We start from the raw sequence: 26,745 nt of genomic DNA on the forward strand, positions 1-26,745 counted from the left end.
ACCGGCGATGCCGCAGCGGCGAAAAATTGCGTTTTCGCCGCCTCCACAGTCAAATCTACGGCGTCACGTCACGGTCACGTAGATCTTGCGTACCGTCTCGACCGTCTTCCAGACACCAACGAAGCCCGGCTTCATGACGAAGCTGTCGCCGGCCTTGTAGACAACCGGTTCACCGCCTTCCGGCGTGAGTTCGACCAGGCCGGAAAGGATATGGCAGAACTCGAAGGTCTCCCCCTTGATCGAGCGCGTCTCGCCGGGTGTCGCTTCCCAGACGCCGCTATGAACCGTCTCGCCGCGGGCAACGTCCTGCGCCCAGGTCTTGAAGGCCGGATTGCCCGAGATCAGCCGTTCGGGGAGGGGGCCGGACTCGCGCGGCGCGAAGGATGGGTTGGTGTCGATCGTCTTGAGGAGGGACATGATTTTGCTTTCCTAGGTTGAGAACTCAGTAGCCACGGTTGCGATCGACCAAGCCGATCGGATCGAGGCCCGCCTGGTGCCGTTTGATGTTGCCGATTACGGCCGCCGCGGCGGTTTCAGGCTGGGTGACGCTCGCAATGTGCGGCGTCAGCAGGATCTTCGGATGGTTCCAGAAGGCGTGGTCCTGAGGCAGCGGCTCCGGATCGGTAACGTCGACGACGGCGCCGGAGAGATGCCCGGCGTCGAGCGCGTCAATGAGCGCCTGATGGTCGAGCTGAGGGCCGCGGCCGACATGGACGAGTGCGGCGCCGGCCGGCAGTCCGGCGAAAAGCTCGGCATTCAGGAAGCCGCGCGTTTCGTCCGTCAGCGGCAGCAGGCAGACGAGAATGTCAGTGATTGCAAGCAGAATATCGAGGCCGTCCTGGCCGCTCAGGCATCGGACGCCGTCGATCTCGCGCGGGCTGCGGCTCCAGCCCGAAAGCGGAAAGCCGAAGGGCTGCAGACGTTCGAGCACGGCGCTTCCAAGCATACCGAGCCCGAGCACGCCGATGCGGCGGTCCGAGGCTTGCCTAGGAGCGATCGTCTGCCAGGTCCGGCGTCGCTGCTGGTCGAAATAGGCCGGCAGGTCGCGATGCAGCGCAAGCACGGCCAGCGTCACATATTCCTGCATCATCCTGACGATGCCGTCTTCGACCATGCGCACCACCTTCACCGACGGCGGCACCGCATCGATACGGAACTGGTCGATGCCGGCGCCGATCGAAAACAGAATTTCGAGATTGCGATAGCGCGCGAGGTCCTGCGGTACGGTCCAGGTGATCAGGTAGCGCACGGCATCCGGTTTGACCGACTTGGGATCCATGGAAAAAGCAATGTCGGGCAGTTCTCGCGCGAAGGCTTCGGCGAATATGGCGCCGCGTTTCGCATCGGAATTGAAGAGAAAGGTCATCGAATAGGCTCCTCGATCATGTCATCAGGCGCAACGGCGGCCGAGTGCCTCGATCATCGCCTGGCAGGCGAGCAGTTCGCCGGCGGGGATGAATTCGTCCGGCTTGTGGGCGCGGCCGATGTCGCCGGGTCCGCAGATGATTGCATCGATGCCTGCGCGCTGAAAAAGCCCGGCCTCGGTGCCATAGCTGACGGCGGCGAGCGGCTCGAGACCGGTCAGTTCGCGGAGCAGAGTTGCAAGAGGCGCATCGGCGGCAAGCGAAAGTGCCGGATAGGCGCTGAGTTCGCGCCATTCCACCTGAAAGCCAAGCTGCGATAGTCCCTCGGCCGCTGCCCGGAGCGGCGCCAGCAGCGTGATCGGATCGACGCCGGAAATAGCCCGCGCTTCAAACTCGGCCTCGCAGGTGTCGGGAATGATGTTGACCGCCTGGCCGCCCTTCAGCGTGCCGACCTGAAGGGAGGAGTAGGGCGGTTCGAAAACATGCTCGAAAGGGCCGCGCGTGAGCCGTTCGGATTCGGCGCGAGCGCAAGCCAGGACGTCGGTAATGGCATGGATTGCGTTCAGTCCCTGGTCCGGGCGCGAGGAGTGGCCGGACCGGCCCTTGACCGTCAGCCGGGCCGCGGCCTTGCCTTTGTGGGCGCGGATCGCCCGCATGCCGCTCGGCTCGCCGATGATCGCGCCAAGCGGAGTTGCGCAGAGCTCCGGCAGGCGGGCGATCATGTGCGGCACGCCGCGGCAGCCGGCTTCCTCGTCATAGGAAAAGGCAAGGTGGATGGGTCGGCGAAGCGGTGTTTCCGCCAGCACTGCGACGGCGGCGAGAACGGCGGCCAGGAAACCCTTCATGTCGGTGGCGCCGCGACCGTAGAGGCGGTCCGCTTCGGCGCGCAGCCGAAACGGATCGCTGGTCCAGCCGCCTTCGGCGGCGGGGACCACGTCCATATGGCCTGAGAGGATATAGCCCGGCTCCCCCTTCGGGCCGATTGTGGCGAAGAGGTTCGACCGGTCGCCCTCCGGGCCGGGGAGCTCCGTCACGACGGCGCCGTGGCTTTGCAGATAGTGCCGAATCCATGCGACGATCTCGCGGTTCGGCGTGCCGACGACGGAGGGGAAGCCGACGAGCCTTTCGAGAATTTCAATGGCCTGCATCTGCGACCTCACAAGCATGCCCTGCCGCCGACGGAAACGACAATTCGGCCCAGCGAGATGTTAGAGGTGTTTGCAACTGGGCTGAGGGAGGTGACATTTCCGGGCTCTCACAGTGAATGGCGACTCCGGGCCGCTGGATCTGTCAATGAGTCTAGAGGGAGGCGCAGGCGTTACTTGCCGAAAGCGCATCGGGATTTGGTCGATTGTTGTGTTTGCGCAGGCTTCACCAGTGAATTGTATCGAACGATCTGTTCTAATCTGGACGGAGAAGTTTCCGGGCGCAGACTTGGCCAAAAATGCAGCAGGGGGCGGGAGTGAGTGAACTGACATCCGAATCCAGGTTCGTCGATAGTTTCGAGACGCATATCGCCGGGATCGACAGCGTTGCCCTCGACCAGTTGCATGCACTTTCGATGACCGTTGCATGGCCGCATCGCGGTGAGGACTGGCAGTTCCTGCGGGAGTTCGGACAGGGCATCGTTGCGATCGATGACATTGGCCGTATCCTGGGCTCCGCGATGTGGTTTCCCTATGATGCGCAATTTGCCACGGTCGGTATGGTCATCACCTCGCCGCGTCTTCAAACCAATGGCGCCGGGCAATGGCTGATGGGCCACGCGCTGAATCAGGTCGCCGGGCGGAACCTCGGGCTGAATGCGACGCGCGCAGCGCGCCGTCTTTATCGGTCCCTGAACTTTGTTCGGGAGGCGCTCGTCTTTCAATGCCATGGCGAAGCGATGTTGCCGCCGGATGTGGAACCGCCGTCCGGCGCCGTGATACGGGCCGTCGAGGCTGGCGATCTGGAAGCGATCGCCGAATTGGATTGCGTGGCCTTCGGCACGGATCGCAAACTGCTCCTGGCCCGGCTCATGGCAAGTTCCAAGGGCATCGTGTTGAGCCGCGCCGGCCGGATCGAGGCCTTCTCGCTTTGCCGGCGGTTCGGGCGTGGCCATGTCATCGGTCCCGTTGTGGCGCGCAGCGACGCAGACGCGATCGCCGTCGTCCGCCCGCATGCTGCCGAGCACGTAGGGGCGTTCCTGCGCCTCGACACACGCGAGCAAGGCGGAGCCTTTTCCGATTTCCTCTCCCGCTGCGGTCTTCCCGTCTACGATATCGTGACGACCATGTCGCTCGGTGGCCCTTGGCTTCCGGTTGCTGGACGCGCAGTGGCGCCCGAGCCGAAGACCTATGCGCTCGTCAGCCAGGCACTCGGTTGACGCAAGCCTACTGAAGATCGTTTCGGGTTTTAAGCGCCGGGACAGATGGGGAGGCGGGTCAGAGCCTGCTGACGTTCGAATTCGGGCCGGAACGAGCGGTATTGCCAGAAACCCTCCGGGCTTTCCTTGCGGTACACGGTCTCGAGCCAGAACACTGTGTCATCGGTCGGCAAGACAGGATGCCACGCGTACCATTCCGACCAGATTTTTCCTGCCGGGTCGCTGTCCATGATCGCCACTCGCCTCCTCATCATCGGCGCAACTCGAACATCCGTGCGGCACAGGAGCCGTTGCGATCCCGGCGTGCCCGGGCAAATGTTCTATTGTGGAGAATAACAGGGAGAGAATATTCTTCAATGGAGATCATTTTCCCGTATTGCGCGAAGTCTTTCTTGTCCGCGGTCGGGGGATGTTTCAGGTTGTAAGATGTGGCTCTTTGATGAATGATTTCGTCGGTCGATGCAACGCCTCGATTGGGCTTCGGCACCGGGCAATGAGCTGCGGTGTTCAATCACCACTGATCTGTTTGCGTGATGGTTGGATGGCTTAGCTAATCGAACGCAGCCCGAGATAGGCCGCCAGACTGACGGCGGAGAGGGCGATCGTCAGCCTGGGTCTAGCATCGTCGAACATCGCCGCCAGCGAAAGGCCGAGCATCAGGATGACGGATTTTGCCCAAAGCTCCTGATCGGAGACGGTGAAAGCGATTGCCGCCAGAAAGACGGCGCTTGCGACGATCGTCACAGGGGCGGATTTCTCAGCGAGATCGCCGCCTGGGAAATACGGCAGGAGAAAACGGCGCATGCTCAAGCCTGAAGCGACGCTCAGAAGAAGACAGGTCAAGACAAGTTGCAACATTAAGGTCGTCGCCGATCGATCTGCAGTTGGCCTTGCGGATGCAAGCCGCATGCCAGCCTCAAAGCCGCAAATGCTCATCCGACAGAGGCAATGTCGCCGCCTGCATGGCTATTTCCTCGGCGTCGCGATCCTTTTTTCGGCAATCGCTTGCCTGTTCGCTCCGCGGATGGCGTTTTTTCGCCCAATGCCGAAACCGGCTTGAGCTGATGCAATGATTTTTATATAGAGAATTATCTATCGTCTTAATTCCGGAAACGAGATCTTTTCATTGGACCTCTCATCGATCGAGATATTCCTCGCCGTTGCCAGCGACCGTAGTGTCACCAAGGCTGCCAAGGCTGTCGGGCGGGTTCCGTCGAATGTGACGACGCGCGTCCAGCAATTGGAGGAGGATCTCGGCGTTTCCCTCTTCAGCCGTGACGGTAAGAAGATGACGTTGACACGCGAGGGTGAGACGTTTCTCGGCTATGCCAACCGGCTTATGGCGCTTGCGCTCGAAGCGCGCCAGGCCGTGCGGCCTCTCGCCCCATCGGGGACGTTGCGGGTCGGCACCATGGAGAGCACGGCGGCAAGCAGGCTGCCGGCGGCGCTGACGCAATTCAATCAGATGTGGCCTGATGTGTCGCTTCATCTGACGATGGGGGCGTCCCGCGATCTGACCCGCGACGTTCTCTCTGATGCACTGGATTGTGCGCTGATTGCCCGCCCGCCGAAGACGATGCGCGAGGAAGACTTGAACTTCGATGCCGAACTCAAGGCGCTCGAGATCGAGCCGGTCTTTGTCGAGGACCTGTTGATCGTGTTGCCGTCCGGGCATCCCTCCATCAAATCCGCCGCCGACCTGCGTGTCGGGTCGCTCGCCGCTTTGGAGCCCGGCTGCACCTATCGCAGGATCGCCGAAAACTGGGCGCGCAAATCGAGCGCGCTGACGACGAGCGAACTCGGCTCCTACCACGCGATCCTGGCGAGCATTGCGACCGGGAATACGGCGGGTGTCATGCCGCGATCCGTCCTTGACCTCATGCACTGGCCGACGCCTGTCCAGACCCATCAACTGGGCCCTGTCGAGACGCTGCTCGTCTACCGCAAGCATGATCGCCCCAGCGCGTTCAACGCATTCCACGAAGTTCTCAGCGCGACAAAGGGCAGAGATGTCAGGCTGGCGACAAACTAGCTCTCACATTTTCCCGTTCGCCCTCCAGATAATCCTCGCTTAATTGGTTTTGTCATGCAGTATCCCGTTTCCCCGAAGCTGGGACCGAGCCGCTTCCGCCGCTTTCGCCTGTTCTCACCCATATTGGCGGGAGCGACCTTACGAGAGCGATTGATTGCATGTCTCGGCGCTTTGCTGGCCATTGGTTTCACCGGCGTCATTAGCGGCTATCTGTTCGGGCAGGGACCGCATCTTCCGCTGATCGTCGCGCCGATGGGGGCGTCCGCGGTGCTTCTTTTCGCGGTGCCGGCAAGCCCGCTGGCGCAGCCTTGGTCGATCATCGGCGGCAATACGATTTCCGCCCTGATGGGAATCATTGCCGCCTATTTCATTCGCGATCCGATCATCGCGACCGGCGTCGGCGTTTCGCTTGCCATCGGCGCGATGTCCTTCACGCGCTGCCTTCATCCGCCCGGAGGAGCCGCCGCACTGACCGCCGTGCTCGGCGGACCTGTCGTTGCCGGCTGGGGATTCCTCTTTCCCTTCGTGCCCGTCGCTTTGAACTCCTGCATTCTCGTCGGCCTTGGCCTGCTGTTCCACAAGCTGTCCAAGCGGAATTATCCGCATGTCGTTCCGAAATCAGCGGAGAACACGCATCAGACGATCGACCTGCCATCCATGGTGCGGGTGGGTTTTCGCGAGGAGGATGTCGATGCGGCCCTCGAAGCGCTCGACGAAACCTTCGATATCGACCGGGCAGACCTTAGCCGGCTGTTGCAGCAGGTCGAACTGCAAGCGGCCATCCGCTCAAACGGCAAGATCAGCTGTGCCGATATCATGTCGCGCGACGTGATCGCCATTGGCGAAGCCTCGGAACCGGATGCCGCACGGCATCTTCTCTTGAAGCATAATATCCGCACCTTGCCGGTGAAGGACCCGGAGGGCCGCCTCGTCGGCACCGTCGGCTTGCGGGAATTGTCGATGAGCACCGAGACCATCGCGCATGCGATTTCGAGGCCGGCGGTAGCGAGACCTTCGGATCCCGCTCTGTCGCTATTACCCGTCCTGACGGACGGGCGCACGCATGCCGTCATCATTGTCGATGACGATTACCGGATCCTTGGCCTGATATCGCAGACGGATCTGCTGAGCGCAGTAGCGCGACTGCTGCCAAAGGCAGACAATGCGATCCCGGCGGTGGCCTGAGCGGTGAGCGTGGAACGTAGCTGGAGAAAAAGTCGGTGCTGATCGAGCGCGATTCAAATGGCGACTTCATCCTGGAATCATCGGAATTGGCGGAGCGGTTCGGGCTGTCGCTCGCCGATCTTCGCCGCCACATGCGCCATGGTTCCGTCGTCAGTTCCGTGGAAATCGGGACTGCCGAACATGAGGGGACGAAACGCGTGTCGCTTCGGCTCGGCAACAGGCTTTGGCAAGCCGTTCTGAACGATGAAAATGAAGTGCAGCAGGAACAGATGACCGTTCTACGGGCTAAATCCTCCGGACGGCATCCGCGCTGACACCATCGTTATCAGTGGTCCCGCGCGATGCTTATTACGCGCACAGGCAGGCATTCTCTACCGCTCGCTCGTTTCGAAGAGGCCGCGGGCCGCCTCGACCATTGACTGCAGGTGATCGGGGTCGCGCACGCCCTGCCGGTAAAGCTCGATGATGATGCTCGCCATTCGTTCGGCTTCGTCGCTGTTCCTTGCCACCCCGTAATCGGTGCTCAGCCTGTCGAAGACGCGCTGGCAGGTTTCAAGATCGCGGGAGTCCAGCGGCACCTGCGATCGGTTTTTGATCGTTTGAACCATCTCTATTCCCTCGGGAAAGGCCCGCCCGGCGGTGCGGGCGGGCGATCATTCTAGAAATCCATGCCGGGGCCGGCGGGCATTGGCGGCGGCGCGTCCTTCTTGGGCTTGTCGGCGATCATGGCTTCCGTCGTGACGAGAAGGCCGGCGATGGAGGCCGCATCCTGCAGCGCGGTGCGAACCACCTTGGCCGGATCGATGACGCCCTGCGCATAGAGGTCGCCATATTCGCCAGTCTGAGCGTTCCAGCCGTAGGAAAACTCGCTCTTCTCACGCAGCTTGCCGACGATGACCGAGCCTTCCGCGCCGGCGTTTTCGGCAATCTGGCGAGCCGGCGCCTCGACCGCGCGGCGAACGATGTCGACGCCGACGCGCTGGTCGCCATTGACGGTCTTGATATTGTCGAGCGCCTTGACGGCGCGCAGCAGCGCGACGCCGCCGCCCGGCAGGATGCCTTCCTCGACCGCCGCGCGGGTTGCATGAAGCGCGTCGTCGACGCGGTCCTTCTTTTCCTTCACTTCGACTTCCGTCGAGCCGCCGACGCGGATGACGGCAACGCCGCCGGCAAGCTTGGCAAGACGTTCCTGCAGCTTCTCGCGGTCATAGTCCGAGGTGGTTTCTTCGATCTGGGCCTTGATCTGGGCAACACGGCCTTCGATGTCGGACTTGGCGCCTGCCCCATCGACGATGGTGGTGTTTTCCTTCTCGATCGACACCTTCTTGGCACGGCCGAGCATGTCGAGCGTGACAGATTCGAGCTTGATGCCGAGATCTTCGGAGATGACGGTGCCGGCGGTCAGGATGGCGATGTCTTCGAGCATGGCTTTGCGGCGGTCGCCGAAGCCGGGCGCCTTGACGGCGGCGATCTTCAGGCCGCCGCGCAGCTTGTTGACGACGAGCGTAGCAAGAGCTTCGCCTTCGACGTCTTCAGCGATGATGAGGAGCGGCTTGCTGGATTGGACGACGGCTTCGAGAACCGGCAGCATCGATTGCAGGTTCGACAGCTTCTTCTCGTGGATGAGAATATAGGGGTCCTCGAACTCCACCCGCATCTTGTCGGCATTGGTGACGAAATAGGGGCTGAGGTAGCCGCGGTCGAACTGCATGCCTTCGACGACTTCGAGTTCGGTCTCCGCAGTCTTTGCTTCTTCGACGGTGATCACGCCATCATTGCCGACCTTTTCCATGGCTTCCGCCAAAAAGTGGCCGATTTCGGCATCGCCATTGGCGGAGATGGTGCCGACCTGGGCGATTTCGGAATTGTTGGAGATCTTGCGGGCGTTGGCCTTCAGTTCCGCGACGATGGCGGCGACCGCAAGATCGATGCCGCGTTTCAGGTCCATCGGGTTCATGCCCGACGTGACCGCCTTGGCGCCCTCCTTGACGATCGCCTGGGCCAGCACCGTTGCCGTCGTGGTGCCGTCGCCGGCGACGTCGCTGGTCTTCGAAGCAACTTCGCGGACCATCTGGGCGCCCATGTTTTCGAACTTGTCTTCGAGTTCGATTTCCTTGGCGACCGAAACGCCGTCCTTGGTGATCCGTGGGGCGCCGAAAGACCTTTCGATCACGACGTTGCGGCCTTTCGGGCCGAGGGTCGCCTTCACGGCGTTGGCCAGGATGTCGACGCCACGCAGCATCTTCTCGCGGGCTTCGGTGCTGAATTTGATTTCTTTAGCAGCCATGTCCTCACTCCTTCATAGGCAGCCAGAGCAATTCCAGGAAAAGTGCGACGCGGTTTTCCGTTCGGAATTGCGTCAAAAATAAAAGGTTGGAGCGGTTCTGCGTTTCCATGAGAAGCTGAAACGTTCCAGCATAGACGGATGTCCGCAGGGACCTTAGGCGGCCTGCTTCTTTTCGCCCTGGGTTTCGATGATCCCCATCACATCGCTTTCCTTCATGATCAGCAGGTCTTCGCCATTGATCTTGATCTCGTTGCCGGACCATTTGCCGAACAGGATGCGATCGCCTGGCTTGACATCGAGCGCCTGGATCTGGCCGGCCTCGTTGCGCGCGCCGGGGCCGACGGCGATGACTTCGCCTTCCTGCGGCTTCTCCTTGGCAGTGTCGGGAATGATGATGCCGCCCTTGGTCTTTTCCTCCGAATCGACCCGGCGGACGAGAATGCGGTCATGAAGCGGTCGAAACGACATGTCGTCCTCCATCGACAACAGTGATGACGTGGTTCCCTAGCCGGACCGGATGACCAATCCGGCGGGTGCATAGGGCTCGCGCGCGAGCCTTGCGAAAGTGATTTGGTTCTACGGCTTCACAATTCAAGAGGGATGAAAGAAAAATTGGCACTCCCGGATCGTGAGTGCTAACGCCTGGCAGGGAACAGAAAATCGCCTCCCGCGTTCGAATAACGAAGGCGACGGCGTGGTGCCGGAGGCGAGTTCGAGCAGGATTGAGGCTTGAATCCGGATTTCGGCATTCCCAACTCTTTGGTGATCGAGGCTTGCTTGAGCTCGGTCATCGTCCCACGTCTTTTTGGAGTGAGTGACATGGAAGAGAAGACCAATATCATCAAAGACCTCAGTATCGAGGAACGCGAGGAAATCCTCGTCGATATCGCTCGTACGCTGGAGGAGACGGCGCGTGAGGCCTATGTCGAAGGCAACACGCAGTTTGCCGCACTTTCCAACAACATGGCCGAAGCGATCCGCGTCAACGCCGATGAACTCGCCCGTGACGATCCAGAAAATGCCGAGCTCGTATTTCAGCAGGCGACGGCGATGATCTCGCAATTCGAGGCCGTGCACCCCTATCGGATGCTGAGTATGGCCGTCCATTAATCGCCGGACGCGTGGCCTCGCCGCGATCGCACGCTCAAATCAATCGCCAGCCACGCGGAACTCTCACTGCTTGCGAAGGTTATTGGATCACAACATCGAAGGGTGATCCATGACGACTTTCAAATCCAGCGTGCCGCCAGAGAGCGGCACCGAAACCCCAAGCCTGAAGCTTGCGAAAGAATATCTCAGCCTCGGCGGCCACCGCCGGTCCATGATCGACGACAATATCACCGATGTTCGCCAATGGGATGAGGATCCGCCGGAGGCCGAACGGTTCTGGAACGAACGGGTGGAGACGCTTCCAAAGGATCAACGCAAGCAGGTGGAGGATTTTCTTCCCACCATCAACACGCCCTGAAAGGGCGGCCGAGCCGCTCTTCGGAAGGCTCTCTAATGCGCTTGGAGCAGATCATGGCTATAGACAAGCACGAGCAGATACGCCAGCGCGCCTACGAAATCTGGGAGGCCGAGGGCTGCCCTGATGGCGCAGACCAGCGCCATTGGCTGCAAGCCTGCGACGAACTGGCCGGCGAGGATGAGCATGAGACGCTGCAGGATCTGCTCGATGAAGACGACAGGGATGATGCAGCGCTGCTTCAAGGCGCCGGTGAGAGCGGCGATTTCGATCGGCCACGGGCGAGACCTGTCCAGGCCGCCGTGGCTCCCGTGCCTGACATCGAGATGACAACGGGCGAAAAGTCTTCCCGGCGGAAGATCAGGAAGACCGAAGGGCCTTGATCGCCATGCAGCATCTCGACCATGCCATCCAGATCGCTCTTACAGCCCATGAAGGTAAAGCGGACAAAACCGGCCGGCCGTTCTTCGAGCACTGCCAGCGAGTAGCGCTCCTGGTTTCCGGTGACGAGACGCGAACGGTCGCTTACCTTCATGACGTCGTCGAGAAGGGCAACGGCTGGACGCTCGACAGGCTGAGGGAAGAAGGCTTTCCGCCGGCGATCATCTCCGCAGTAAATGCTCTGACACGGCGGCCGGACGAGCCGGATGACGACTTCGTCAGACGTGCGGCATCACACCCGCTGGCCTTGCCCGTCAAACGGGCCGACCTCGAAGACAATCTCCGGCAGGCCGAACAGGCCGGCAAGAAAACGGAAAAATACCAGCGCGGCCTGGATCTGCTGCGCGACATCAGGAACGGACAATAGGAGCGCGGCTGCCACCAAGGTCGGCAATCGCGCGCAAGGGCGCATTCCTCGGCTTCCATGTCATGTGCCAGGCGCGACCGCAACCTGGCCTCCGCTTGCAGCGGCGGAGGTCGTTGGCCTTATGCTTTGTAGGTGAACCACACCGTCGGCGCGCCGAGCACGCCTCCCGTGCGCATAGCCGTCTTCAGCTCGTCCAGCTTGCTGAATGCCTGCGCCGCTTCAAGCGTGGCAAACTCATGGGTGACGGTAATATCGTTCGGATTGTCGACGGCGCGATAAACGGCTTGCGCCGTCACCCCATTGGCCTTCTGCACCGGCGAAAACGCATCATATATCTTGCGCCAGGCGGCGTAATCGGAGACCTCATGCCTTACGAATAGTGTCGTCATGTCATCCTCCCGCGTTGCATTTCCAAGTCTCGTGGAGATCCGTGTTACGATTGAACGAGAAACGTCATGGTCTCGGGCAAGACGCCGTCACTCGCCATCGCATCGGCCGCTGCCTTGGTCTGCATGAAGGCCATCAACTTTTCCATGTCTGCAACGTCCATGACCAAGCCGACGCGGTTGGAGTTTTGAGGGTCAGTAAACGTGCGAATGTTCGTGACGCCGTTGGGTTCCAATACCTGTTTGCGGATGGGTGAAGCGAGCCAGTGTTTCGTGTCTTTGACGTCGTGATAGATCATTATGGTGGGCATTGCGGTCTCCTCTCATGGCCTCAAATGAAATCTGAGTATATCACGACGAGTGGCTGGATTTTAATTCAATAATATTGCCTGGAATGGATTTTCTGATCCGCTGATCGAATATATCAATGTAATTATTGTAAGTAATCCGAAAATATTATGTTCTTCAGCCGGTTTTGCCGCGCGAAAGTTCCGGAAGTTTGCGACCGCCATCGGAGTGCTTTCAATCGCCTCTGCGACGCCTTTGACGTCAAGCGACGCGCCCACGTTCGAGCGGTTATCTAAGCTTGCGGACTTCACAATATTGGTTGAGGCACCAATCCTACAATCGAACATGCCTCGGCGCGTCAGAGACAGAGGTTTAGAATGATCGAACGCCAACCATTTGATCTCAAGGCCTATGTGCACGACATCGGAACAAGGCCATGCTTTATCTGCGGCTTGGTCAGGAACGACCCTGCCTTCTTTCATCATCGCGTTTTTGAAGACGGTGAGACGATCATTTTCCTGAGCAAATATCCCACTCTGCCGGGCTATTGCCTCGTCTGTCCGAAGGAGCACCGGGAGGATCTGGCGCGGGACATGTCGACGGATGAATATCTTCGACTGCAGGAGAAGGTGCATGTGTTGTCGCGCGCCCTCAAAAGCCTGTTCGACGCCGAGCGAATTTATGTGCTTTCTCTCGGCAGCCAACAAGCCAATAGCCACCTGCATTTTCATGTCGTTCCCTTGCCCTCAGGTGTGCCGCTTGAAGAGCAGCAATACCATGCACTGATGGCGGAGCACGGGGTTCTGCAAATCCCTGACGATCAAATGGCACAGCTGGCGCAGCGCATTGCCGAAGCATACCGTTCAGAGTTGACCGCGCGATAGTCAACCGCCTGGCCCGCGGTCGAAACCCGGAAACCAGTGCCTCCAAGCTACGTCCCGAGGGCGAATGCCGGCACTTGCACGCCTTTCTCGCGAAAGAGGCGCTCCACCTCGTCGAGGCGAGGATAGGCCGGTGGGTTATCGAGCGCTTTTGCCCACTTCTCACGGCTGGGCAGGGCCATCGCGGCGGTCACGAGCACGGTGGTTCCGGGGCCGACTTCACCGCGCAACTGCGGCAGCAGGGTCTTGGCGTGGATGAGATTTGTGTTCGGTATCGGGCTCATCGCATGACCGGCCCTCCGATTGGGCGATAGATCGACGATGGCGCTGACGTCGGTCTGTCCGTACCAGACGGCCCGGCCATCGCCTACATCGGAGCGGTCGGCATTGAAATCCGCGCGTTCGATCGCAAAGCCGCCCTCGATGATGCTGAGGGCGCGCGGCGTGGCGATGCGGTGAATGCGAATGTGCCATGGGTTTTCGGGAAGCAGCCAGGTTTCGATGGTGACATCGCTCCAGGGGCGCCAGCGCGAATAGAGCAGGTCGCCAGCGATCAACGCCTCTTCGAGGGTTTCGCGCATGCGGAAATGGACGCCGTCGTCGGAGAGGCCGAGCATGCCGTCGAAGCTTGCGGCGGAGAAATTCCGGTCGTCGGCTTCGACGTTGAAGGCGTAGCGGGTGGAATAGACGAATTTCGAATATTTCTCGTTTGCGCCGAGCATCTTGTCGTGCTGTTGCCCCGAGGAGAGCACGACCACGTTTCCCGGCGTGTGCATGGCGACCATTCCTGCCGGCTTCAGCGCAACCGGCTCCGGGAATTCCGGCTGCGGCGCCTCCTCGGCGGCCCAGAACGGATGATCCCCCGGAAGAGCGAGCGGCAGGAAGAATTTCAGCGCCCAGTAGGGCGAGCCGGGAGAGTTGTAACTCTCGCTCATGAAGAGGTTCGGATAGCCGTAGCCGACGGAAAGAACGCCGTCGCGATCGGCAATCGGCATCGCCGACCACCAGCGGATATGGCGCATGTAATAGCCCTTAATCTCCGCCCAGGGCAGCGCTTCGACGCCGGCAAAGGCAAGCGCGCCCCAGAAGCCGCCCGCCGCAAAGCGGTAGGTCTGGCTGCGGCCGAAGGCAAGGGCCGCGCCATCGGGGCCGAACCAGTGGCGGATATCGCTGGCGAAGATCTCGGCGCGACCCCGGAAGCGATCCTTGCGCGCCTCGTCGCCCTTGGCCAGCACCGCATAGATCATTCCGTAGAAATGCATGGCGAAGGGAATGTAATGATCGACCCGCCGAACCGGCCCGTCGCGATACCAGCCTTCTCCGAGGTCGAAGGCCTCCAGTTCGTCGAGATAGGCGAGGGTTTTCCGGTGATCGAACGCCACGCTCACGCGTTCCAGCCCGAGATCGATGAGCACACGGAAGAATTTCCAGTTATTGTCGATGAATTCCAGCTCGCGCGCTCTGAGAAGATAGGCGGCGACCGTCTTCTTCTCGCTGTCGTCGAGCGGTTCCCAGATGTGCTCGGGCACGAGTGCCAGCGCGAAGCCGACGGCGGCAAGCTCGACCAGCCGCTGATTGCGGTCGGCAAGATCGCCCCAATATTCGGGATGAGCGGGATTGGTGCCGTTCGCCAGCCCGCGGCGATAGAGATCCCAATGCGGAAACGCGCCGCCGCCCGCAACGAGCGGAACGATCCCCCAGAGCGGCCGCGCAAATCCCTCCAGATCCGCCGCCGCCCGATCGAAGATCGCGCCGGCCGCGCCGAGGCGCACACGGGCGCCGCCTTCGGAAAAATACGGCAGCAGCGGCTCGAAGAGATCGGTGACGGCCTTGGCGAGGTCGTCGCGTGTCTTCAGGGGATTGCCGAAAAGCGGATTGGCCCGGGCGGGATCATATATCATTGTCAGGCTCGAAATTCATGAAAAACAGGATCGGCCGCGGGCAGATATTGCCCGCGGCCGTCGACATTTCTGGACGCCTACTTGATGGCCTTCACGCCTTCGGTCATTTCCTTCAGCCCGTCATCGACGGAGGTGCTGTCGGTCATGATCGCGTCATGCACCCGGTTGAGTACGACCTCGATCTTGGCGGCGTTCGGGTTGACCGCCATCTCCAGGTAGGCTTTCGACGGCTTCAGCGCCTCCTTGCTGGCCGCATCCTCAGGAAAGCCGGGTGTTGCCGCGATCTTGGCGCTGACATCATCCGTCTTGAGCGCAGGGAAGGTGCCCGTCGACGCGATGACTGCCGCGCCCTCAGGACCGGTGACGAACTTGATGAAATCGAGCGCGGCATCCTTGTGGTCGGAATTGGCGTTGACCGCCAGGCCGGAAATCTGCGCAGCGGTCGTGCCTGTTGCCACACCGTCGGGATGCGGGAACTTGACGATGCCCCAGTTCTTGCTCTTCGATTCACCCGATTTCACCTTGGTGATCTGGGTGCCGACGAACCAGGTCCCCATCGGCAGCATGCCGATCGTGCCATTGAAGAACAGCGCCGAATAATGTGTGTTCGACGTCTTCAGGAAGGCATAGGAGGGAATTGCGCCATCCTTCTGCAGGGTCAGCGCCCTCTCGTACCAGGGCTTCAGGAAGCCATAGTCGCCGTCAACAAGCGTGTGTTTTCCGTCGAGGATGCCGGGCAGCTGAACGGTCGACCGCCAGGTATGCAGAAGCGCGCCGTAGGTCTTGTTGGTGCCCATGCCGCCCGAAAGCTTCTCGGCGGTCTCGTCGAACTGCGCCCAGGTCATGTCATTGGTGGGGTAGGCGACGCCTGCTTTGTCGAATATATCCTTGTTGTAATAGACGACCCAGAAGTCGGAGCGGAACGGCAGGGAGTAGATCTTGCCATCGATGGTCAGTTCCTCGATCAGGCCGCCAAAGGGAGCCGAGTCGATCTTCTGATCCTTCACGAAGCCGCTGAGATCGGCGATGTTACCGGCGCGCACCAGATTGGTGTAGCCCGGCACATCCTTGATGGTGACGATGTCGATGTCCTTGGAGCCGCCGGTCAGCTGCGTCGAGATCATCTGCTGGTAGTCTTGCGAGCCGAGGTCCATCGGCTCGAACTTCACGTTAGGGTGTTTGGCCTGATAGGCCTCGATCAGAGGCTTGTAATAGGCGGTCTTGTCCCAATCCCACAAAGCCCATTTGAGCGTCACGGCGTCCTGGGCAAACGCTGCCCCGGTCGTCATCGCCGCCAAGGTGAATCCTGCCACGGCAAGTTTCACCGTCCCCCCGAATTTATCCAAATACATTCCCGTTCTCCTTCCCTGGATCATCTCTGGATCAGTTATTTTATGAAGCGTCTCGTCTATGCGGTTCGCGGTGCGGCTGCGTTTCGTTTGGCAGGTCTAGAACCGTCACCGCCGCCCGATGGACGCCGAATGCGACGGCGAACATTCCCAGTGAAAAATTGAAAGTTGCCGGCATGAACACCGAAACCGGATAGAAGAGGACATGCGCCAGCCAGAGGCTGGCGGTAAAGGCGAGTGCTGCAAGCGCCGGGAGTGGACGGATGACCGAGGCGAGCGCGGCGAGGCGCAGCAGCCTGAGAGACGGCAGATCGCGCATCACCATCAAAACGAAGAGATGGCAGGCGAGGACCGCGACGAAGGCGGTGGCGACGAGCGCTATCGTCAGCGGGGCGCTCAGCAACAGATTGTCCCGCGCGCCGGCGCCATAGGTTGCGATCGCATAGAGGCAGACGGCGAGAGCGCCCGCCAACACCAGGCCCCAGGCGGTGGCACGCCAGAAGTAGCGCAGAAAGGCTTCTGTGAAGTCCCGCAGCAGATAGGTGTTGCGGTCTTCCACGAGGGCCACCGAGACCCGGGCCATGGCGGCGAGCGCTGCCGGCAGCGTGACGACGAAGAGGCCGGCCAGGATGAAGAGGATGTTCAGCTTGACCAACTCCCACCACTCGCGGGCGAGGATCTCGGCGAACAGGGCAAGGCCGGTCCTCTTCGGAGCATCCTTCGGAATGCCCGGCCCCTCCCTCGTCCACATGTCCCGCAACCACTGCATAGCCGTCTCCCGCAGGCGCCTCAGTATAAAATCGAGCGTTCCGTTTCCTTGTCGAACAGCTGCGCATTGGTCATATCGGCAACCAGCGTCGCCTCTTCGCCGATATCCGGCCGGTAGCGCGGCGAGACACGGGCGATCAGATTGCGCCCGCCCGCCACCATGTTCAGGTGCACTTCCGAGCCCATCGGTTCGGCAAGTTCCACGACCGCCTTGAGCGGTGCCAGGTTCTCGGGCGCGATGTCAGCCGGCGGCAATTCGTGGAAATTTTCCGGACGGATGCCAAGCACCAGTTCGCGGCCCTCGTAGGGGGCGATCCTGCTCTTGTCGAAATGGGCAGGCAGCGGCAGTTCCCGGCCGTCGAAGACGGCGACGTAGCCGTCGCCCCGTCGCAGAATGGTCGAGGGCAGCATGTTCATCTGCGGCGCGCCGATGAAACCGGCGACGAACATGTTGACGGGACGGTCATAGAGGTTCTGCGGCGTATCCACCTGCTGGATATGCCCGTCCTTCATGACCACGATCCGGTCCGCCATGGTCATGGCTTCCACCTGGTCGTGGGTGACGTAGATGAAGGTGGCGTTGAGGCGCTTGTGCAGCTTGGTGATTTCGGAGCGCATCGTGCCGCGCAGCTTGGCGTCGAGATTGGAAAGCGGCTCGTCGAGAAGGAAGACCGCCGGATTGCGCACCATGGCGCGGCCGAGCGCGACGCGCTGGCGCTGCCCGCCCGAAAGCGCCTTCGGCTTGCGGTTGAGGAGATGAGAGATGTCGAGGATCCTGGCGGCGTCCTGCACCTGCGCGTCGATGAAGTCGCGCGACACCTTCCTGAGCTGCAGGCCGAAAGCCATGTTCTTGTAGACGGTCATATGCGGATAGAGCGCATAGTTCTGGAAAACCATCGCGATATCCCGATCCTTGGAGGGAACGTCGTTCATGACGTCGCCGCCGATCTTGAGCTCTCCTCCCGATATTTCCTCGAGGCCGGCGATCATCCGCAGCGTCGTCGATTTGCCGCAGCCCGACGGGCCGACCAGAATGATGAATTCCTTGTCTGCGATCTCGAGGTCGATGTCGTGGACGACGGTGAGCGCACCGTAGCTCTTGTTCAGCTCTTTAAGCGAAATGCTGGCCATCGGATTCTCCTGAATTCACCAATAGGAAGACCAACTGCGCGAAAGGCGCGTCAAAGCTTCCATGTAATAATAATCTCCCCAGGAGACGCATTCATCGACACCCTCGCCGCGGCAGGTGTTGAACGGCGATTTCTTCGAATAGGTGGCGTGCAGCACCAGGCCGTTGGAGATCGTGGGGTCCTTGACCGCATAATGATCCGCAAGGCTCTTCATCATGCGCCGCGCCAGTGTGCGATAGCGTGCTGCCGGTTCCGGCTCGACGAGATCGGCCATTTCCAGAAGGCCGCAGGCGGTGATCGATGCAGACGAACTGTCGCGCGGCTCGCCGTCGCCGTCCGAAAAGACGAGATCCCAATAGGGCACCATGTCGCCCGGCAGGCGGTTGAGATAGAAGGCGAGCAGCCGGTCGAAAGTTCCGCGATATTCCTCGATCCGCTCGTAGCGATAGGAGAGCGCCATGCCAGCGATTGCCCAGGCCTGTCCGCGCGCCCAGGCGCTATCGTCTTTGTAACCCTGCTTGGTGGCGCCGCGCACCGGCGCGCCGGTGACCGGGTCCATATAGAAGGTGTGATAGGTGGAATCATCCGGCCGAACCGAGTTGGCAAGCGTGGTGCGGGCGTGAATGAGCGCGATCTCGCGGTATTTAGGATCGCCGGTTTCGCGGCTCGCCCAGTAGAGAAGCGGCAGGTTCAAGAGGCAATCGATGATGTAGCGGTATTCTTCCGCCACCCCCTTGCGGCCCCAGGCCTGGATGAACTGGCCGATGGGCTGGAAACGCTCGATCAACTGGTCGGCGGCCAGGATGGCGGCCCTGCGGCCATCCTCGTCTCCGACGAGCTTCCAGGCGGCGATGCAGGAGGGCGAATAGAGAAAGCCCATGTCGTGATGGTCTGTCTCGATGCGGTTCACGATCCGATGCAGGAACGACTGGACCTGGATCTGCGCGGCGTCGCGGAAAACCGCCTCGCCGCTGTGCTCGAAAGCGAGCCACAGCTCTCCGGGCCAGAAACCCGCGGTCCATTGGTCGTTCGCCACGGCGGGATAGAAATTTCCGACGCTCGAATGGTTCTGCGAGGCATGGGTGAACTGGGGTAGGTTGCGCCTGATTTGCTCGACGGCAAGATCGAGCGCGGCTTTGACCTCCGGATCGGTGATCGGCTGCGGGGCGACGGACGAGACGGCGTTCATGGATTTAACCCTTCAGTCCCGTCGAGGCGATGCCCTCGACGAAGAAACGCTGGAGAGAGAGGAAAACGACGAGAACCGGAATGAGGGCGACGACGGAGGCCGCCATGATCAGCCCGTATTCGGCCGAATATTGCGAGATGAACATGCGCAAGCCGATCTGGACGGTCTTCAGCTCGGTCTTGGTCAGGTAGATCATCGGCCCGAGAAAATCGTTCCAGGTGGTGACGAAGGTGAAGATCGTCAGCGTCGAAAGTGCGGGCTTCGACAGCGGCAGCATGATGCGCGCCCAGATCTGGTACTCGTTCATGCCGTCGATGCGGGCCGCCTCGCAGAGCTCGGTCGGGATCGACATATAGAATTGTCGCATCAGGAAGACACCGAAGGCGGTGAAGGCCTGCAGGCAGATCAGCGCCAGATGGGTGTTGTTGAGGCCGAATTCGCGCATCAGCAGGAATTGCGGCACCATATAGACCTGCCAGGGCATGGCGATGGTGGCGATGTAGCCGAGGAACAGGGTGTTCTTGTAGGGGAAATTCAGCTTGGCGAAGGCGTAGGCGGCAAAGCTGGAGGTCAAAAGCTGCAGCAGCGTGACGATGATGGTTAGCTTCGACGTGTTGTAGATGAAGAGCGCGAGCGGGATCTTCGTCCAGATATCGACGTAGTTATGCCATTGCGGCTCGGACGGTATCCACTCGATCGGGAAGGCGAAGACGTCGCGGCTGAGCTTCAGCGATGCCGAAAGCATCCAGGCAAAGGGCATCAGCATGATGAGCGTGACGGCGATGACAATGGCGTAGATCGCGACCGATTTGAGGGTCACCTTGCGTCCTGCGATCCTCATTCACCATCCTCCCTCTGGCGCCGGAACTGGAAGACGGTGACGGCGAGTACGAGGAAGAACAGAACGAGCGCAACCATGCTGGAATAGCCGAGATCCCAGGAAATGAAGGCCTCGTTGTAGATGTGGTAGACGAGAACGAGCGTCGAGGTGCCAGGCCCACCCTGGGTGATCATGTAGATCTGGTCGAACACCTTGAAGGACTGGATCGTCAGCATCACGGTGACGAAGAAGGTCGTCGGCCCGAGCTGCGGCACGGTGACATGGATGAACTTCTGCCAGGAATTGGCGCCATCGAGATCGGCGGCCTCATAGAGCTCCGAATTGATGCCCTGCAGGCCGGCCAGGTAGATGACCATGTAATAGCCCATGTTCTTCCAGATGCCGAAGAGGATCACCGTCACCATCGCCCAATTGCGATCGGCTGCCCATCCCGGCATGTTCTTGGGATCGAGGCCGAGCGTGTAGAGGATCATGTTCACCGGTCCCATTTCGGGATTGAAGATCATGTTCCAGACGACTGCGACGGCCACCAGCGAGGCGACATAAGGGAAGAACATCGCCGTGCGGAAGAAGTCGCGCCCCGCGATCTTCTGATTGAGGAGAACGGCGAGGCCGAGCGCGCAGATGAGCGTCGCCGGCACGGAGGCGACCGTATAGATGACTGTGTTCCAGAACGCCGCGATAAAGGCCTTGTCATCGAAGAGCCGCCAGAAATTATCCAGCCCGGCGAATGTGATCGCATTCGAACCGTCCCAATGCATGAAGGCGAGCACGAAGGCGAACAGGATCGGGCCGAGCGTGAAGACGGCAAAGCCGATGAAATTCGGGGCAATGAAGGAATAGGCGACGAGCGCGCTGCGTATCCTGCGCTGGCGCTTGGACAAGACGGCGGCCTTTCGGCTTGGGATTGCCGGAGCACCATCCGTCGCGATGACCGAATTCGATAGGGACACCGATGCCTCCTCTTCCTCCCGCAACGACATAGCACATATCCGGTATTGGTCAAACAAGTTCTGAATAGGTCATACGAATTTTATGGAAAGCGAAAAATACATATGATAGGTGAGCATGCAGACCAAACACCCATCGATGCTTTTCCGGTACGGGGAGAGACATGTTCAGCGAGATTTCAGGGGAGCTGCCGGATGTGCTGGGCGATTTCACGCCCGGGGCGGTCTGCTCCGATCGCGCCCGATGGAGCACTGTGCCGCAAGCGGTACGGGATCTGGTCATTCAGGAGGCCGAAGAGACGCTTGCGCGCGCCTGGCCGCTGATTGCGGCCTCGGATTACCAGGAGTTCACCGCAACGGGCAACCGCTCGCGCTTCGAGGAGCTTTATTTCACGCGGCGGCGGATGCTGAACAATCTGGTGCTCGGTGAACTCATTGAAGGCAAGGCGCGGTTCCTGCCGAAGATCGTCGATGGCATCTTCCTGATCGCGGAGGAGAGCGGCTGGCAGCTTCCGGCGCATAACGCCTATGAACGAAGCGGCGCACGCTTGCCGCTTCCCGACAATTCGCAGCCGGTCGTCGATCTCTTCGCCGCCGAAACGGCCGCCCTGCTTGCCACCATCGTCGCATTGCTTCGCGACGAGCTCGACGGCATCAGCCCCGAGATTACGGCACGCGTCGAGCGCGAGATCGAGATCCGCATCCTCTCGCCCTATCTCGGCCGGCATTTCTGGTGGATGGGCCGCGGCGAAGAGCGGATGAACAACTGGACGGCATGGATAAGCCAGAACGTCCTGTTGACGGTCTTCTCCCTGAAAACAAGTCAGCCCACGCGTCACGCCGTCGTCAAAAAGACGCTCGGCAGCCTCGACGCCTTCTTGAAGGACTACGCCGAGGACGGCGCCTGCGAGGAGGGCGTGCTCTATTACCGTCACGCCGCGCTCTGCCTGCATGGTGCTTTGACCATCCTGGATAGGGTGGCGCCGGGCCTGTTCGGCCAATTTTGGCAACAGCCGAAGATCCGCAATATGGCCGAATATATCGCTCACATGCATGTGGCCGGCCGCCATTATTTCAACTTTGCGGATTCCTCCGCCGTGGTCGAACCCTGCAGCGCGCGGGAATACCTGTTCGGACAGGCGGTCGGCTCTGAGATGCTGGCTGAGTTCGCCGCATCCGACAGAGCCGCTTCAGACAATCCGCATCTGCCCGGGGAATGGAACCTCTGGTATCGCGTGCAGGAACTGCTGGCCGGCCCGACGCCTCTCGCTGCCGCCCCGCCGCATCCTGCGTCCGGGCGCGATATCTTCTATCCCGGCATCGGCCTGTTCATCGCCCGCGACCCGCAGTTTTCGCTTGCCGTCAAGGGCGGCAACAATGGCGAGGGCCACAATCACAACGATGTCGGGAGCGTGACGCTCTACAAGAGCGGACGTCCGTTCCTGATCGATGTCGGCGTCGAGACCTATACTGCAAAGACCTTTTCGGCGCGGCGCTACGAGATATGGACGATGCAGTCGGCTTTCCACAACCTGCCGACATTCGCAGGCGTCATGCAGTCGGCTGGCGAAACCTTTGGCGCGCGCGATGTCGAGGTCGGGTTTGACGAAGGGAGCGCGCGGATATCGCTCGATATATCAGGCGCCTATTCCCCCGAAGCGCAACTGCACAGCTACCGCCGCGTCGTTTCCCTGTTGCGCGGCCGCCAAGTCGAGATCGTCGACACCTATGACGGAGGCAAGCCAGCGGTCCTGTCGCTGATGACATGTCTGGCGCCGACCGTCGGCCTCGACAGGATCGATCTGGCCGACCTCGGCAGCATTTTCGTCGAGGGCGCCGGTGAGATCGAAATCGACGAAATCGGCGTGGACGACGCCCGGCTGAGATCGGCCTGGCCCGAGAAAATCTACCGGCTGCGCGTGCCGTTCGCCGGTAGGCTCCTGAGATTGCGGATCGTCTAGAAGAGGATGATTAGGCCGGGTCGGCCTAAAATCTGAATCCTGTTCTAAATTAAACAGTTAGAGCATGATGTCGTCCGAAAACCGCTCACACTTTTCGGCATCATGCTCTGGGGAGGACGAGCATGGAATTGACGCTGAAGATCGTGGATACCGATGGGGCAGTGTTGGCAAGTTCCACAGGCCGGGACGAGACGTTCCTGGTCTATCGCCAGAGCTATCGCGAAGGCGATCGCGTGGTCGTGGAGGTCTCCGAGCCCGGGCATGTTTTTCTCTCCCTTGATGGCGCGATCCAACCCGGCCTGGTCTATATGAAGGAATGCGTCTATTCACTCGCCGTGCCCTTCGGCGACAAACGCAAGCCCTATTCGCCGAATGCCTTCAGGGGCGATATCCACCGGCTTTCAGCGCGAAGCACGCGTCCTGACGAGATTGTCCATCGGCGCAATCTCGCCCTGAACCCCTGGGACGATCACGCCAATCGGGCTCTGTTTCCGCATGCGCGCGCCAATGTCGAGACCCGCGGCGAAGCGGTCTTTGCCGCGCGCAACGCGATTGACGGCGAAAAGGCCAACGATGATCACGGCTTCTGGCCCTATACGAGCTGGGGCATCAATCGCGATCCGCAAGCAGCACTGACGGTGGAATTCGGCAGGCCGGTCAGGATCGACGAGATCGTTTTCTATCTCCGGGCCGACTTTCCGCATGATTCCTGGTGGGAAAAGGCCAGCGTCACCTTCTCGAACGGCAAGACCTCCTGTTTTCCGCTGGTGAAATCGGGCGCCGCGCAGGGCTTTGCCATAGAATCCTGCATCGTCGAATGGGTGGAACTGCACGGCCTGATCAAGGCTGGCGACGCCTCGCCCTATCCGGCGCTGACCCAGATCGAAATCTGGGGAACGGAGGTACAGGAAGCCGGCCTCAAGCCGTCCGCCCTTGCTCTTACGCTATGAGCCTGTAGATAGCCTCGACCGCGCCGCACTCGGCGGGCCGTCATTCAGACGGTTCCAGGCGCGGCGGAGCTGCCGCGCCGAGCCGAAGCCGGCGCGCATCGCGACAGCCTCCATATCCAGCCGTGAACCGGCGAGCATCTCGCGGGCAAGAGCCACGCGCATTCGGTTGACGAAATCCGTCACGCTCATGCCCGTCTGCTCGTTGAACAGCCGTGAAAGGTTGCGCGGGCTGGCACCGCTGAGGTGCGCAAGCGACGCCACCGACCAGTCGTGAGAGGGGTTGGCGACCACCGCGTCCTGCGCGCGGTGAATGACCGGATGGATATGGTTGCGACCTTCGAGCCAGGGTGAAAGCTGCGGATCCGATCCGCCGCGCCTGAGATAGACGACAAGATATCGTGCCACCGCAAGCGCACACGCGTGCCCGGCCGCTTCGGCAACGATATGCAGCATGAGGTCTATGCCGGCGGTGATGCCGGCGCTGGTGAGGCGATCTCCATCCTCGACATAGAGCCGGTTGTCCCGGACGCGCGCGGTGGGAGCGAGCCTCGCCAGATCCTCTATGCAGCCATGATGGGTGGTGCAATCGCGGCCATCGAGCATGCCTGCCTCGGCAGCGAGCAATGCACCCGAGCAGATCGAGACCAGACGAATTCCCGGGCGAATGGCGTGCCGCAGCCATGCGACGATGGCAGCCTGGTCGGCGCGCTCCTGTTCGTTCCCTGGGGCGCTGTTTTTCATCGGGGCATCTGCGCTGCCGGCAATGATGACAAGAGCGGTATCGGGCAAGCGTTCCGGCAATGCGGCGACTCCCGTAACTGCAAGGCCGATCGAACTGCCGACCGTCGCCGATGGGCCGATATAGGCGACGGTAAAGCGCACTGTGCACTGTTCGAGGTTCGCCTTGCGCAGCACTTCGATCGGGCCGGCGACGTCAAGCAGCAGCACGCGCGGCGGCACGACGACGAAGACCGGAATATCGAAGGGCTGCGCGGCGTCCGTCATGCGGCGAGTGACTTTCCACGCCCCGCCAGGGCCTGTTCGACGGTTGTTATCCGAGCGAAACGGTCCGACAGGACCAGCTCGGTCCGGTCCCGGATTTCCCTCGCGCTCCAGGTGCGTCCTGTGGCGTCGGTCATCGGGAAGGTCAGCGTCGCTTCGCCGACATAGTCGACTTGATAGCCGAGATCGGAGGCATGGCGGGTCGTGGTCTCGCAGCACTGTTCGGTGCGGATGCCGGAGACGAGGATACGACGGACGCCATTCTCTGTCAGCCACACGTCGAGACCGGAACCGACCAGGGCGCTATGGCGCCTCTTCCTGAATGTCGCCTTGGGGGCGATCCTGAGCGGGGCGAGTGTGCCGACGAACCCGGATGCTTGCGAAAACGGCCCGTTTTCATCGACATGGAAGATTTGGATGATGGGTATTCCATCGGCTTCCGCGCCGTCGATCAGAGCCTGCTGACGATCGATATAGGCAGAAGCGAGGTTTTCATCCCAGTAATCGCGGTGTCTGAAAGACTCCTGGGCGTCTATAACGAGAAGGACAGTATCATGGCCGGACATTTTTTGCTCCATGCAGGTTGATCATGAAGTCATACTCGGCGATTTGAAGACAGGGGAAAATGCGCACGCCGGACAAATAACGGACAATTCGCGCCAATAGCCACGCTCGGGGGTGACCTTGCGCCAAGAGCCTCGGGCCAGATCCGGCGCCTGCCGGCCGTGCGCACATAATCGGTCCGACTTCCACGCAATTCCGGATCGGATGTCAGCTCGTAAAGCTTCGCAGATCCCTCAGCAGGTTGCGGTACCTGGCCTGGCTGCCGACCAGATGGTCGCGCATGGCGTTGCGGGCGGCCTGGTCGTCCCTGTCCGAGATGGCGACGACGATTGCCTCGTGTTCCCTGTGGATCAGCTTTCGATAGGCGGTCTGTTCGGCCGTCCTCGATTCCGGGACGAGCCTCGACTGCGGGATGATCGCCGAACCCTGGGACTCCAGGAACTGCCTGAACAGTGGATTGTTCGTGGCTTCGGCGATTGCGGCATGGAGCTCCAGATCCGCATCGCGAATGGATTGATCACTCTCGATGCATTGGAGGATTTTCCGGTGACATTCGAATATCACCTCCTCCTGTGCCGGCGAGCGCCGTAGGGCCGCGAGGCCCGCCGCTTCGATTTCGACAGGCGTTCTGATCTCGAGTACTTCAAGATCAGAGGCGACGCGGGCTTTGTCGACTTTCCGCGCGGAGAGCGCGGGATCGGCACCGAGCACGAAAATCCCCGCCCCCTGGCGCACCTCGACAAGCCCGTCGGAGCGAAGTGCTGCCACCGCCTCGCGCACGACGGTGCGGCTGACGCTGTGCGTTTCGGTCAGCTCGTGTTCGCTTGGAAGCTTGTCGCCGGCGGAATACTGGCCGCTCAATATGGCTTGCCGGAGGCTTTCGCCAACCTGTGAGACCAGCGACCCTGAGCCTTTGCTGCGATCCTTCACCTGCATAGCCACGCTTGACCCCCGCATCGGCTTTGATCCGCATGTCATTCGAACGCGCGGTACCCGAAATTCACGATTCATCACACATGTATGACAAATTTCTCTATCTTTCAATGGAGGGGCGGCGCTTGTCTCTGCCTGTTTTGCCG

At 60.8% G+C, this 26,745-nt stretch carries 31 protein-coding genes and 1 pseudogene; 12 read left to right on the forward strand and 20 right to left on the reverse strand.

Going from position 1 to position 26,745, the window contains the following annotated elements; translation table 11 throughout:
- Window positions 1-63 precede the first annotated feature (63 nt).
- From GR198_RS09565 to argE, 3 genes are read right to left on the reverse strand one after another with little or no spacing between them, the layout of a single operon-like run.
- Window positions 64-417 carry a cupin domain-containing protein gene (locus GR198_RS09565; protein WP_130784743.1) on the reverse strand — a complete coding sequence of 118 codons (354 nt, stop codon included), beginning with the start codon at window positions 415-417 and terminating at the stop codon, window positions 64-66.
- A gap of 25 nt (window positions 418-442) precedes the next feature.
- A complete protein-coding gene (locus GR198_RS09570; RefSeq protein WP_164068558.1) occupies window positions 443-1,366 on the reverse strand; it encodes a 2-hydroxyacid dehydrogenase in 924 nt (307 codons plus the stop codon).
- A gap of 24 nt (window positions 1,367-1,390) precedes the next feature.
- The gene (gene argE / locus GR198_RS09575) at window positions 1,391-2,512 is read right to left on the reverse strand and encodes an acetylornithine deacetylase (protein ID WP_164068560.1); all 1,122 of its coding nucleotides are present in this window, start codon (window positions 2,510-2,512) and stop codon (window positions 1,391-1,393) included.
- A 296-nt stretch (window positions 2,513-2,808) separates the two neighbouring features.
- Between argE and GR198_RS09580 the strand changes: the two genes are divergently transcribed.
- A complete protein-coding gene (locus GR198_RS09580) occupies window positions 2,809-3,729 on the forward strand; it encodes a GNAT family N-acetyltransferase (protein WP_164068562.1) in 921 nt (306 codons plus the stop codon).
- A 29-nt stretch (window positions 3,730-3,758) separates the two neighbouring features.
- On the opposite strand, the gene GR198_RS09585 is transcribed toward GR198_RS09580, so the two are convergent.
- Both GR198_RS09585 and GR198_RS09590 read right to left on the reverse strand, forming a co-directional pair.
- Entirely contained in the window at window positions 3,759-3,983 is a 225-nt protein-coding gene (locus GR198_RS09585) for a hypothetical protein (RefSeq protein ID WP_003549821.1), read from the reverse strand.
- A gap of 292 nt (window positions 3,984-4,275) precedes the next feature.
- On the reverse strand, window positions 4,276-4,587 hold the full coding sequence (locus GR198_RS09590; protein ID WP_026160252.1) for a hypothetical protein: 312 nt from the start codon (window positions 4,585-4,587) through the stop codon (window positions 4,276-4,278).
- On the opposite strand from GR198_RS09590, the gene GR198_RS09595 reads away from it, so the two are divergent.
- From GR198_RS09595 to GR198_RS09610, 4 genes are all read left to right on the forward strand, one after another.
- The gene (locus tag GR198_RS09595) at window positions 4,532-4,789 is read left to right on the forward strand and encodes a hypothetical protein (RefSeq protein ID WP_164068282.1); all 258 of its coding nucleotides are present in this window, start codon (window positions 4,532-4,534) and stop codon (window positions 4,787-4,789) included. The genes GR198_RS09590 and GR198_RS09595 overlap by 56 nt on opposite strands.
- 66 nt (window positions 4,790-4,855) lie before the next feature.
- Window positions 4,856-5,761 carry a LysR substrate-binding domain-containing protein gene (locus tag GR198_RS09600; protein WP_164068564.1) on the forward strand — a complete coding sequence of 302 codons (906 nt, stop codon included), beginning with the start codon at window positions 4,856-4,858 and terminating at the stop codon, window positions 5,759-5,761.
- Window positions 5,762-5,815: 54 nt separating this feature from the next.
- On the forward strand, window positions 5,816-6,946 hold the full coding sequence (locus GR198_RS09605) for an HPP family protein (protein ID WP_164068566.1): 1,131 nt from the start codon (window positions 5,816-5,818) through the stop codon (window positions 6,944-6,946).
- A gap of 35 nt (window positions 6,947-6,981) precedes the next feature.
- The gene (locus GR198_RS09610) at window positions 6,982-7,260 is read left to right on the forward strand and encodes a DUF6522 family protein (RefSeq protein WP_164068568.1); all 279 of its coding nucleotides are present in this window, start codon (window positions 6,982-6,984) and stop codon (window positions 7,258-7,260) included.
- A 57-nt stretch (window positions 7,261-7,317) separates the two neighbouring features.
- Here the strand turns inward: GR198_RS09610 and GR198_RS09615 are convergent, their stop codons facing one another.
- From GR198_RS09615 to GR198_RS09625, 3 genes are all read right to left on the reverse strand, one after another.
- Entirely contained in the window at window positions 7,318-7,554 is a 237-nt protein-coding gene (locus GR198_RS09615) for a hypothetical protein (protein ID WP_003549830.1), read from the reverse strand.
- 50 nt (window positions 7,555-7,604) lie between these two features.
- Window positions 7,605-9,233 (reverse strand): chaperonin GroEL, encoded by a 1,629-nt coding sequence (gene groL, locus GR198_RS09620; protein ID WP_164068570.1) that lies wholly within the window; start codon window positions 9,231-9,233, stop codon window positions 7,605-7,607.
- A gap of 153 nt (window positions 9,234-9,386) precedes the next feature.
- Window positions 9,387-9,701 (reverse strand): co-chaperone GroES, encoded by a 315-nt coding sequence (locus GR198_RS09625; protein ID WP_029871329.1) that lies wholly within the window; start codon window positions 9,699-9,701, stop codon window positions 9,387-9,389.
- Between the two features lie 351 nt (window positions 9,702-10,052).
- Between GR198_RS09625 and GR198_RS09630 the strand changes: the two genes are divergently transcribed.
- The 4 genes and pseudogenes from GR198_RS09630 to GR198_RS09645 all read left to right on the forward strand — a co-directional run bounded on the left by GR198_RS09630 (window position 10,053) and on the right by GR198_RS09645 (window position 11,506).
- Window positions 10,053-10,343, forward strand: coding sequence for a hypothetical protein (locus GR198_RS09630; RefSeq protein ID WP_029871328.1), 291 nt, complete (start codon window positions 10,053-10,055; stop codon window positions 10,341-10,343).
- 139 nt (window positions 10,344-10,482) lie between these two features.
- Window positions 10,483-10,701, forward strand: a pseudogene (locus GR198_RS09635) (hypothetical protein); the annotation flags it as partial.
- Between the two features lie 53 nt (window positions 10,702-10,754).
- Window positions 10,755-11,081: a DUF2934 domain-containing protein gene (locus tag GR198_RS09640; protein WP_164068572.1), complete on the forward strand. Its 327-nt coding sequence runs from the start codon at window positions 10,755-10,757 to the stop codon at window positions 11,079-11,081.
- Window positions 11,082-11,086: 5 nt separating this feature from the next.
- Entirely contained in the window at window positions 11,087-11,506 is a 420-nt protein-coding gene (locus tag GR198_RS09645; RefSeq protein ID WP_029871325.1) for an HD domain-containing protein, read from the forward strand.
- A gap of 119 nt (window positions 11,507-11,625) precedes the next feature.
- Here the strand turns inward: GR198_RS09645 and GR198_RS09650 are convergent, their stop codons facing one another.
- Complete coding sequence (locus tag GR198_RS09650; RefSeq protein WP_164068574.1) at window positions 11,626-11,895, reverse strand: cyclase; 270 nt, start codon at window positions 11,893-11,895, stop codon at window positions 11,626-11,628.
- Window positions 11,896-11,939: 44 nt separating this feature from the next.
- On the reverse strand, window positions 11,940-12,203 hold the full coding sequence (locus GR198_RS09655; RefSeq protein ID WP_003549844.1) for a hypothetical protein: 264 nt from the start codon (window positions 12,201-12,203) through the stop codon (window positions 11,940-11,942).
- 354 nt (window positions 12,204-12,557) lie between these two features.
- Between GR198_RS09655 and GR198_RS09660 the strand changes: the two genes are divergently transcribed.
- A complete protein-coding gene (locus GR198_RS09660) occupies window positions 12,558-13,064 on the forward strand; it encodes an HIT family protein (RefSeq protein WP_164068575.1) in 507 nt (168 codons plus the stop codon).
- 47 nt (window positions 13,065-13,111) lie between these two features.
- Here GR198_RS09660 and GR198_RS09665 read toward each other — a convergent pair whose 3' ends face one another.
- From GR198_RS09665 to GR198_RS09695, 7 genes are all read right to left on the reverse strand, one after another.
- Entirely contained in the window at window positions 13,112-14,962 is a 1,851-nt protein-coding gene (locus GR198_RS09665) for a DUF2264 domain-containing protein (protein ID WP_164068577.1), read from the reverse strand.
- Between the two features lie 77 nt (window positions 14,963-15,039).
- Window positions 15,040-16,314: an ABC transporter substrate-binding protein gene (locus GR198_RS09670; protein ID WP_164068579.1), complete on the reverse strand. Its 1,275-nt coding sequence runs from the start codon at window positions 16,312-16,314 to the stop codon at window positions 15,040-15,042.
- A 40-nt stretch (window positions 16,315-16,354) separates the two neighbouring features.
- Window positions 16,355-17,080, reverse strand: a complete 726-nt coding sequence (locus tag GR198_RS09675) for a YesL family protein (RefSeq protein WP_164068581.1) — start codon at window positions 17,078-17,080, stop codon at window positions 16,355-16,357.
- A 20-nt stretch (window positions 17,081-17,100) separates the two neighbouring features.
- Window positions 17,101-18,210, reverse strand: a complete 1,110-nt coding sequence (locus GR198_RS09680; protein WP_017991457.1) for an ABC transporter ATP-binding protein — start codon at window positions 18,208-18,210, stop codon at window positions 17,101-17,103.
- A 15-nt stretch (window positions 18,211-18,225) separates the two neighbouring features.
- Window positions 18,226-19,398 carry a glycoside hydrolase family 88 protein gene (locus GR198_RS09685; protein ID WP_164068583.1) on the reverse strand — a complete coding sequence of 391 codons (1,173 nt, stop codon included), beginning with the start codon at window positions 19,396-19,398 and terminating at the stop codon, window positions 18,226-18,228.
- Between the two features lie 4 nt (window positions 19,399-19,402).
- Window positions 19,403-20,239 (reverse strand): carbohydrate ABC transporter permease, encoded by an 837-nt coding sequence (locus tag GR198_RS09690; RefSeq protein WP_018245934.1) that lies wholly within the window; start codon window positions 20,237-20,239, stop codon window positions 19,403-19,405.
- Complete coding sequence (locus GR198_RS09695) at window positions 20,236-21,222, reverse strand: carbohydrate ABC transporter permease (protein ID WP_164068585.1); 987 nt, start codon at window positions 21,220-21,222, stop codon at window positions 20,236-20,238. The genes GR198_RS09690 and GR198_RS09695 overlap by 4 nt, the downstream gene beginning before the upstream one ends.
- 131 nt (window positions 21,223-21,353) lie before the next feature.
- Between GR198_RS09695 and GR198_RS09700 the strand changes: the two genes are divergently transcribed.
- Both GR198_RS09700 and GR198_RS09705 read left to right on the forward strand, forming a co-directional pair.
- Window positions 21,354-23,150, forward strand: a complete 1,797-nt coding sequence (locus tag GR198_RS09700; RefSeq protein ID WP_164068587.1) for a heparinase II/III domain-containing protein — start codon at window positions 21,354-21,356, stop codon at window positions 23,148-23,150.
- A 122-nt stretch (window positions 23,151-23,272) separates the two neighbouring features.
- Window positions 23,273-24,100: a carbohydrate-binding protein gene (locus GR198_RS09705; protein WP_164068588.1), complete on the forward strand. Its 828-nt coding sequence runs from the start codon at window positions 23,273-23,275 to the stop codon at window positions 24,098-24,100.
- Here GR198_RS09705 and GR198_RS09710 read toward each other — a convergent pair.
- The 3 genes from GR198_RS09710 to GR198_RS09720 all read right to left on the reverse strand — a co-directional run bounded on the left by GR198_RS09710 (window position 24,095) and on the right by GR198_RS09720 (window position 26,623).
- Window positions 24,095-25,105: a GlxA family transcriptional regulator gene (locus GR198_RS09710; RefSeq protein WP_164068590.1), complete on the reverse strand. Its 1,011-nt coding sequence runs from the start codon at window positions 25,103-25,105 to the stop codon at window positions 24,095-24,097. The genes GR198_RS09705 and GR198_RS09710 overlap by 6 nt on opposite strands.
- Window positions 25,102-25,680 carry an isochorismatase family protein gene (locus tag GR198_RS09715; protein WP_204337057.1) on the reverse strand — a complete coding sequence of 193 codons (579 nt, stop codon included), beginning with the start codon at window positions 25,678-25,680 and terminating at the stop codon, window positions 25,102-25,104. Before GR198_RS09715 ends, GR198_RS09710 begins: the two co-directional genes overlap by 4 nt.
- Window positions 25,681-25,873: 193 nt before the next feature.
- Complete coding sequence (locus GR198_RS09720; RefSeq protein ID WP_164068595.1) at window positions 25,874-26,623, reverse strand: FadR/GntR family transcriptional regulator; 750 nt, start codon at window positions 26,621-26,623, stop codon at window positions 25,874-25,876.
- Between the last annotated feature and the right edge of the window lie 122 nt (window positions 26,624-26,745).

This window comes from Rhizobium leguminosarum (assembly GCF_010668065.1).
Classification (GTDB): Bacteria; Pseudomonadota; Alphaproteobacteria; order Rhizobiales; family Rhizobiaceae; genus Rhizobium; species Rhizobium leguminosarum_S.